Genomic DNA, 8,238 nt, shown 5'->3' with positions numbered 1-8,238 from the left:
AAGTGAGCCGCTGTAAGAGCGGAACCATAAGTGGCCGTTACCTAAATAACGGATATACACCCAAACCCCAGCCATAAAAAAAGGCACGACCCTCACAGGTCGCACCCTCTTCACAAGCCCAAGAGCTGTCAGCTACCCAAAGCCTTGGAAGCCAACCAGAACAACCCGGCCGAAAGGCCCACAGTCGCCGGCAGCGTCAACACCCAAGCCATCAGAATGGTCTTGACGGTGCCACCTTGCAGCCCGCTCTTGTTCGCCACCATGGTCCCCGCCACACCCGAAGACAACACATGGGTCGTGGAAACCGGCAAGCTGAAGATATTGGCCAAGCCAATCATGCTGGCCGTGGTGATCTGCGCCGACATACCCTGGGCATACGTCATGCCCTGCTTGCCGATCTTCTCACCAATGGTCAGCACCACACGCTTCCAGCCCACCATGGTGCCCAGGCCCAAGGCCAGTGCCACCGCCAGGATCACCCAGAACGGCGCGTACTCGGTGGTCGCCGTCAGGTCCTTGCGCAACTTGTCCAGGTCCGACTTCTCACGCGCATCCAGGCCTGGCAACTTGCCCACCTTCTTCGCGGTGTCATCCAGGCACAACAGATAACGACGCACTTCAATCCGATGCTCGGCGGTCAACGAATGGTAGTCAGAGACACCTTTCAAGGTCCCCAGCAGGGCGTTGATCGTCGGTTCAGTCTGCTGCGGATTGCACTGGAACTTGCCCGGCAAATCGTCTTTCACGCTTTTGCCCAGGGCCAGGAACTCACCGAGGGTTTCTTGATTGCGCTGGTAGAACTGATTCAAGTGCAGCGTGGCGTCGCGGGTGCGCTCGATCTGGTAAGTGGTGCTGCCCAGGTCCAGTACGAACTGCGCCGGCACGATACCGATCAGTACCAGCATGATCAGGCCAATACCTTTCTGCCCGTCGTTGGAGCCGTGCACGAAGCTCACGGCCATCGCCGAAATCACCAGGACCAGGCGGTTCCAGAACGGCGGGTGCTTCTTGTCGTCGAGCTTGCGGCGCTGATCCGGTGTCTTGTGCATCTTCGACAGCGGGCGCCACCATTTCAGGCCCAGCAGCACCAGGGCGGCAACCACGAAACCAGCCATCGGCGAGAACACCAGCGAAGCGCCGATATCGATCGCTTTCTGCCAGTTGACGCCGTCAGCCAGGGGAATGTCGTTGATCAGGGCGTTGGCCAGGCCGACACCGAGGATCGAACCGATCAGGGTGTGGGAACTGGACGCCGGGATCCCGAAATACCAGGTGCCGAGGTTCCAGGTGATCGCCGCTGCCAATAATGAGAAGACCATGGCCAGACCGTGGCCGGTGTTCACATTGATCAGCAACTCCACCGGCAGCAGGTGCACGATGGCATACGCAACACCGACCCCACCGAGCAACACGCCGAGGAAGTTGAACACCCCGGAGAAGAACACGGCCAGATGCGGAGGCATGGCTTTGGTATAGATGACTGTGGCAACCGCGTTAGCGGTGTCATGAAAGCCATTGATGAACTCGAAGGCGAGGACAAAGGCCAGGGCGAGCAACAGGCTCACTAGAACCCAAGCATCCAGTCCGCTGAATAAATCGATCATGAAGGTTTTCTGACCCGGTCGTAAGGGGGCGCGATTATGCCAGAAAACATCGGTAATCAATGCACTAGCTGCTCATCGGTAACATTCTTCAACGAAAAAAAATGGGGGGGAGGCGTGCATCCCGGTGTTTTCGGGGCTTTGGCAAGTGATTGATTTATATGGAGGATCCATCAAATTCGCGGGATAAAGCGCCGGAAGGGAATAACTGAAACAATCGTATGAAATTTCGCTAAGGCCACATAACGGGCTTCCCTCCACCAGCGTGGTACTGGCAGAGAGATGGCACCTTTGGAAGCTCAACCCGAAACGCTTATGGCTCTTCGGCTTTGAGGTCCTGTTCAATCTTTTGGATTTCCTGGGCAAAGGCCTGGTCGAGCAGGCTGGCTCGTTTGCGCCATGGCTTGCGTTCAGGTTCTGGCTGGGCGGCGTAGGTGGTGACTTCCCCGCCGTAAACATCCTTGTAACGTTGTTCCTGGCGCTCAAGTTCCGCGCGCAGTTCGTCTTTCGTCACATTGTTACCTAATTGAGTTGAGTTTGATTCCGGCGAAACGCGATGCCGGGAAGTCGCCCCCGGTATACCGTCAATCTGAAGATCAGCGTGGAAAGGTATACAGGAAAAACCACTTCTTTATTGCACGCGGCCACGATACCGGAGAAGAGCAGTTGTCGTAGCAACAGTTTTCTTGTCACAGCCACAAGCAGTTGGCAGGCATTCGAAATGTGTGTCAGGTACTTGCGGCGGAGCCTGCACGCAGCCGGTGCACGACTGGGTGAAATCTATCCTCGGGGTCAGGCGAGGCTGGCTCCTGCACAGGATGCATTATAGCCACGCGCTTGAATAACACTATCGCCAACAAGTTAAAAATCGTCAACTTTGTGTGAGGGTTTTGTTACGCAGGTGTGTGGGGTATTTGCTGAACTATTGGCGCCATAAATCGTGCAATGTTCTACAGGCGTTAATCAACCTTAACTTCTCTCGTACATCAGTCGATTCTGAAAGGCACTCAAATGGATGTAGAGGGGTTCCGGCACCGGTCGGCGGTGACAAATTGCGATAATCGAATGACCGTCCGATAATCGCCCAATGTTGGTTGCCCTGCCTTGTGCAGCCATTGCACGGCGGCTTGTAATAGCGGTCACCCTCCCGCAGCGGTTAAAAATAAGAGAAAGGACCCCAAATGAACGATCAATTGCGCAACTCCTTCGCATCAGTGGCGCCGCCGATCGTTGCGTCACCGGCCAAGCGCATCCAGGCGTTTACCGGTGATCCGGATTTCATGACCTCCCTGGCCCGCGGCCTGGCCGTGGTGCAGGCATTCCAGGAGCGCAAGCGCCACCTGACTATCGCCCAGATCAGCCACCGCACGGAAATCCCCCGCGCTGCCGTACGCCGTTGCCTGCATACCCTGATCAAACTCGGCTACGCCACCACCGACGGGCGTACCTATTCGCTGTTGCCCAAGGTGCTGACCCTCGGCCACGCTTACCTGTCGTCCACGCCCCTGGCCGTTTCGGCGCAGCCGTACCTGGACCGCATGAGCGAGCAGCTCCACGAGGCGTGCAACATGGCAACCCTGGAAGGTGATGACATCCTCTACATTGCCCGTTCCGCCACCACCCAACGCCTGATTTCCGTCGACCTTTCCGTGGGCGGCCGTCTCCCGGCCTACTGCACCTCCATGGGCCGTATCCTGCTGGCGGCGCTGGATGACGCCTCGCTGCAGGACTACCTCGACCACGCCGACCTGCAAACCAAGACCAGCCGCACCCTCACCACCCCGCAAGCCTTGCTCGAATGCCTGCAGGAAGTGCGGCAGCAGGGCTGGTGCATTGTCGACCAGGAACTGGAGCAAGGGCTGCGTTCCATCGCCGTGCCGGTGTACGACGCTTCGGGCCAGGTCCTGGCGGCACTGAACGTCAGCACCCATGCCGGGCGGGTCAGCCGCAGCGAGCTGGAGCAGCGTTTCCTGCCGAGCATGCTCAGTGCCAGCCAGGAGCTGAGCGCGCAGCTGTTTGCGTAAGCTGTTCGGTGACCGCACAGATCCCGGCTGGATGAATTGACGGTGTTTCCCAAGGCTTATTAATGTGCGGCAGCGCTTCAAGGCGCCGCCCCAATAATAATGACGACTCAAGGTCGTTCGCCCGCCCATCGGTGTGGAAATAAAAATAATGAATCAGCCTTCACCTGCTGTCGGTACTTGTTTGGACGTTCAGTCCTTCATCAACGCCCAGCCGCTGTCGCGGTATCAGTGGCGAGTGGTGATCCTGTGTTTTCTCATCGTCTTCCTCGACGGCCTCGACACGGCCGCCATGGGCTTCATCGCCCCGGCGCTGTCCCAGGACTGGGGCATCGACCGCGCCAGCCTCGGCCCGGTAATGAGTGCCGCGTTGATCGGCATGGTCTTCGGCGCCCTGGGCTCCGGCCCACTCGCCGACCGCTTCGGGCGCAAGGTGGTGCTGGTGGGGGCGGTGCTGGTGTTTGGGGCCTTCAGCCTGGCCTCGGCCTACAGCAGCAACGTCGATCAACTGCTGATCCTGCGCTTCCTCACCGGTCTCGGCCTGGGCGCCGGCATGCCGAACGCCACGACACTGCTCTCCGAATACACCCCGGAACGCCATAAGTCCCTGCTGGTGACCAGCATGTTCTGCGGCTTCAACCTGGGCATGGCCGGTGGCGGGTTTATCTCGGCCAAGCTGATCCCGGCGTATGGCTGGCACAGCCTGCTGATGATCGGCGGCCTGTTGCCGCTGATCCTCGCGGTGGTGCTGCTGTTCTGGCTGCCGGAGTCGGCGCGTTACCTGGTGGTGCGCAATCGCGGCACCGACAAGGTGCGCAAGACCCTGGCGCCTATCGAGCCGGGTATCGTCGCCCAGGCCTCGAGCTTCAGCGTGCCCGAACAGAAAACCGTCAAGGCGCGCAACGTGTTCGCGGTGATCTTCTCCGGCACCTACAGCGCCGGCACCTTGCTGTTGTGGCTGACGTATTTCATGGGCCTGGTGATTGTTTACCTGCTGACCAGTTGGCTGCCGACCCTGATGCGCGACAGCGGCGCCAGCATGGAACAGGCCGCGTTTATCGGTGCGTTGTTCCAGTTTGGCGGCGTATTGAGTGCGGTCGGCGTGGGCTGGGCGATGGACCGGTTCAATCCGCACAAGGTCATCGGCACTTTCTACCTGCTGGCCGGGGTGTTTGCCTACGCGGTGGGGCAGAGCCTGGGCAATATCACGCTGCTGGCGACTCTGGTGTTGATCGCCGGCATGTGTGTCAACGGTGCGCAGTCGGCGATGCCGTCGCTGGCCGCACGTTTCTACCCGACCCAGGGCCGCGCCACGGGCGTGTCGTGGATGCTCGGCATCGGCCGCTTTGGCGCGATCCTCGGGGCGTGGATGGGCGCGACCTTGCTGGGCCTGGGCTGGAACTTCGAACAGGTGCTGACCGCCCTGGTGATCCCGGCGGCATTGGCCACCACCGCGGTGGTGATCAAGGGCATGGTCAGCCATGCCGACGCCACCTGAAGCGATTTATTGTAGGAGCGAGCTTGCTCGCGAAGGTCTTGAACGATGACGTTGGCAGTCTGAATGAACGCGGTGTCTTCAAGTTTTTCGCGAGCAAGCTCGCTCCTACAGGGAAAGATAGCTTGCAAACAATCCGTTCGATAATCGAACACTCAGTCGATTATCGGATTGTTTGGCCCCGACCCCCGGCTTAATCTTCAAGCACTTCGGCGCTGCCTCCAGCGCCTTTTTCGATCGATACCGGGAGCCCACCCCATGGCTGAAATCCTTTCGCTGGCTGATGCGGTAAAGCAGTTCGTGAATGACGGCGACACCGTTGCACTCGAAGGCTTTACTCACCTGATCCCTACGGCGGCAGGTCATGAAATCATTCGTCAGGGCAAGAAAGACCTGACGCTGGTGCGCATGACGCCTGACCTGATCTACGACCAGTTGATCGGTGCCGGCTGTGCACGCAAGCTGATTTTCTCCTGGGGCGGCAACCCGGGCGTGGGTTCACTGCATCGCCTGCGGGACGCCGTTGAAAAGCAATGGCCGCAACCGCTGGAGATCGAAGAGCACAGCCACGCCGACCTGGCCAATGCCTACGTCGCCGGTGCCTCCGGCCTGCCATTCGCGGTGTTGCGCGCCTACGCCGGCTCCGACCTGCCCAAGGTCAACCCGCTGATCAAGACCGTGACCTGCCCCTTCACCGGTGAAGTACTGGCGGCCGTGCCGTCGGTGCGCCCGGACATCACCGTGATCCACGCGCAAAAGGCTGACCGCAAGGGCAACGTGCTGCTGTGGGGCATCCTCGGGGTGCAGAAGGAAGCGGCCCTGGCGGCCAAGCGCTGCATCGTTACCGTTGAAGAAATCGTCGACGACCTCAACGCGCCGATGAACGCCTGCGTGCTGCCGACCTGGGCCCTGACTGCCGTGTGCCATGTGCCGGGTGGCGCGCATCCGTCCTACGCCCACGGTTACACCGAGCGTGACAACCGTTTCTACCAGGCCTGGGACCCCATCGCCCGGGACCGTGAGACGTTTACTGCGTGGATCAACGAATACATCCACGGCACCGCCAATTTCAGTGAATTCCAGGCCAAGCTGGCCACCGCGCAGGAGGCCAAATAATGGCTTACTCGACCAACGAAATGATGACCGTCGCCGCCGCGCGCCGCCTGAAGAACGGTTCGGTGTGCTTCGTCGGCATCGGCCTTCCCTCCAAGGCTGCCAACCTGGCGCGCCTGACGTCGTCGCCGGATGTGGTGCTGATCTACGAGTCCGGCCCGATTGGCGCCAAGCCTTCGGTGCTGCCGCTGTCCATCGGTGACGGCGAGCTGGCTGAAACCGCTGACACCGTGGTGCCGACCGGTGAGATTTTTCGCTACTGGCTGCAGGGCGGGCGCATTGACGTCGGCTTCCTCGGCGCGGCCCAGGTCGACCGTTTCGGCAATATCAACACCACCGTGGTCGGTGACTACCACCAGCCCAAAGTGCGCCTGCCAGGTGCCGGTGGCGCGCCGGAGATCGCCGGCTCCGCGAAGAGCGTGCTGATCATCCTCAAGCAGTCGGCCCGCTCGTTTGTCGACAAGCTGGACTTCATCACTTCGGTCGGCCACGGCGAAGGCGGTGACTCGCGCAAACGCCTGGGTCTGCCAGGCGCCGGTCCTGTAGGGATTATTACCGACCTGTGCATCATGGAGCCGGAGGAGGGCAGCCACGAATTTGTCGTCACCGCCCTGCACCCCGGCGTGACCCGTGAGCAAGTAGTGGCCGCCACCGGTTGGGCGATTCGTTTTGCCGACCAGGTGACCACCAGCGCCGAACCCACCGAGATTGAACTGACTGCCCTGCGCGACCTTGAGGCACGCACCGCTGCCGCCCACGGCCAAGCCCCCGGAGAAGCCTGATGCGCGACGTATTTATCTGTGACGCCATTCGTACCCCCATCGGCCGTTTTGGCGGTGGCTTGTCCACCGTGCGCGCCGATGACCTCGCGGCACTGCCGATCAAGGCCTTGATGGAGCGCAACCCGTCGGTGGAGTGGAGCGCGGTGGACGAAGTGTTCCTCGGCTGCGCCAACCAGGCCGGCGAAGACAACCGCAACGTGGCGCGCATGGCGGCATTGTTGGCGGGCCTTCCGGAGAGCATTCCCGGCGTTACCCTGAACCGCCTGTGCGCTTCGGGCATGGACGCGATCGGCACGGCCTTCCGCGCCATCGCCAGCGGCGAGATGGAACTGGCGATTGCCGGTGGCGTCGAGTCGATGTCCCGCGCGCCGTTCGTGATGGGCAAGGCCGATGCGGCGTTCTCGCGCAACATGAAGCTGGAAGACACCACCATCGGCTGGCGCTTTATCAATCCGTTGATGAAGGCCCAGTACGGCGTCGACCCGATGCCGCAAACCGCTGACAACGTGGCCGACGACTATAAAGTCTCCCGCGCCGACCAGGACGCCTTCGCCCTGCGCAGCCAACAACGTACGGCCGCTGCACAGGCCGCCGGTTTCTTCGCCGAAGAAATCGTACCGGTGCGCGTCGCCCACAAAAAAGGCGAAACCGTGGTCGAGCACGACGAGCATCCACGGGCCGATACCACCCTGGAAGCCCTGGCCAAACTCAAGCCGGTCAATGGTCCGGAAAAGACCGTCACCGCAGGCAACGCCTCTGGTGTGAACGATGGTGCCGCCGCGCTGATTCTGGCCTCTGCTGAAGCCGTCAAAAAACACGGCCTGACCGCCCGCGCCCGGGTGCTGGGCATGGCCAGCGCCGGTGTGGCGCCGCGTGTGATGGGCATCGGCCCGGTGCCGGCGGTGCGCAAACTGGTGGAGCGCCTGGGCCTGGCGGTAACTGATTTCGATGTGATCGAACTCAACGAAGCCTTCGCCAGCCAGGGCCTGGCCGTGCTGCGTGAACTGGGGATTGCCGACGACGCACCGCAGGTCAACCCGAACGGCGGCGCGATTGCCCTTGGCCATCCGCTGGGCATGAGCGGTGCGCGCCTGGTACTGACCGCGCTGCATCAGCTGGAAAAAACCGGTGGCAGCAAAGGCCTGGCGACCATGTGCGTCGGTGTGGGCCAAGGCCTGGCCCTGGCGATCGAACGCGTTTGAGACCCACAAGAATAAAGAGGATTG

General features: G+C 61.1%; 7 protein-coding genes. 5 read left to right on the top strand and 2 right to left on the bottom strand.

All coding sequences use genetic code 11. From position 1 onward, the window contains the following. Positions 1-128: 128 nt before the first annotated feature. Together HX814_RS30590 and HX814_RS30585 are read right to left on the bottom strand one after the other, a co-directional pair. Positions 129-1,604: an inorganic phosphate transporter gene (locus tag HX814_RS30590; protein ID WP_003219836.1), complete on the bottom strand. Its 1,476-nt coding sequence runs from the start codon at positions 1,602-1,604 to the stop codon at positions 129-131. A 310-nt stretch (positions 1,605-1,914) separates the two neighbouring features. Beyond that, positions 1,915-2,115 carry a hypothetical protein gene (locus HX814_RS30585; protein WP_003219834.1) on the bottom strand — a complete coding sequence of 67 codons (201 nt, stop codon included), beginning with the start codon at positions 2,113-2,115 and terminating at the stop codon, positions 1,915-1,917. A 667-nt stretch (positions 2,116-2,782) separates the two neighbouring features. On the opposite strand from HX814_RS30585, the gene pcaR reads away from it, so the two are divergent. From pcaR to pcaF, 5 genes are all read left to right on the top strand, one after another. Further along, positions 2,783-3,625 carry a pca regulon transcriptional regulator PcaR gene (gene pcaR, locus HX814_RS30580; protein ID WP_003219833.1) on the top strand — a complete coding sequence of 281 codons (843 nt, stop codon included), beginning with the start codon at positions 2,783-2,785 and terminating at the stop codon, positions 3,623-3,625. Positions 3,626-3,773: 148 nt separating this feature from the next. Then, entirely contained in the window at positions 3,774-5,120 is a 1,347-nt protein-coding gene (locus tag HX814_RS30575) for an MFS transporter (protein WP_003219832.1), read from the top strand. A gap of 255 nt (positions 5,121-5,375) precedes the next feature. Next, positions 5,376-6,233 carry a CoA transferase subunit A gene (locus HX814_RS30570; RefSeq protein WP_003219830.1) on the top strand — a complete coding sequence of 286 codons (858 nt, stop codon included), beginning with the start codon at positions 5,376-5,378 and terminating at the stop codon, positions 6,231-6,233. Continuing rightward, positions 6,230-7,012, top strand: coding sequence for a CoA-transferase subunit beta (locus tag HX814_RS30565; protein WP_172834582.1), 783 nt, complete (start codon positions 6,230-6,232; stop codon positions 7,010-7,012). The genes HX814_RS30570 and HX814_RS30565 overlap by 4 nt, the downstream gene beginning before the upstream one ends. Beyond that, positions 7,009-8,214 (top strand): 3-oxoadipyl-CoA thiolase, encoded by a 1,206-nt coding sequence (gene pcaF / locus HX814_RS30560; protein WP_177010080.1) that lies wholly within the window; start codon positions 7,009-7,011, stop codon positions 8,212-8,214. Before HX814_RS30565 ends, pcaF begins: the two co-directional genes overlap by 4 nt. The last annotated feature ends 24 nt before the right edge of the window (positions 8,215-8,238 follow it).

The sequence above is a fragment of the Pseudomonas sp. C8002 genome (genome assembly GCF_013385765.1).
Taxonomy (GTDB): domain Bacteria; phylum Pseudomonadota; class Gammaproteobacteria; order Pseudomonadales; family Pseudomonadaceae; genus Aquipseudomonas.
This window is presented reverse-complemented; position numbering and strand designations above follow the sequence as displayed.

Excerpts from the sequence above, each read along its gene's own strand:
- pcaR (WP_003219833.1), top strand. The coding sequence starts at position 2,783 with ATGAACGATCAATTGCGCAACTCCTTCGCATCAGTGGCGCCGCCGATC.
- HX814_RS30590 (WP_003219836.1), bottom strand. The coding sequence starts at position 1,604 with ATGATCGATTTATTCAGCGGACTGGATGCTTGGGTTCTAGTGAGCCTG.
- HX814_RS30575 (WP_003219832.1), top strand. The coding sequence starts at position 3,774 with ATGAATCAGCCTTCACCTGCTGTCGGTACTTGTTTGGACGTTCAGTCC.
- HX814_RS30570 (WP_003219830.1), top strand. The coding sequence starts at position 5,376 with ATGGCTGAAATCCTTTCGCTGGCTGATGCGGTAAAGCAGTTCGTGAAT.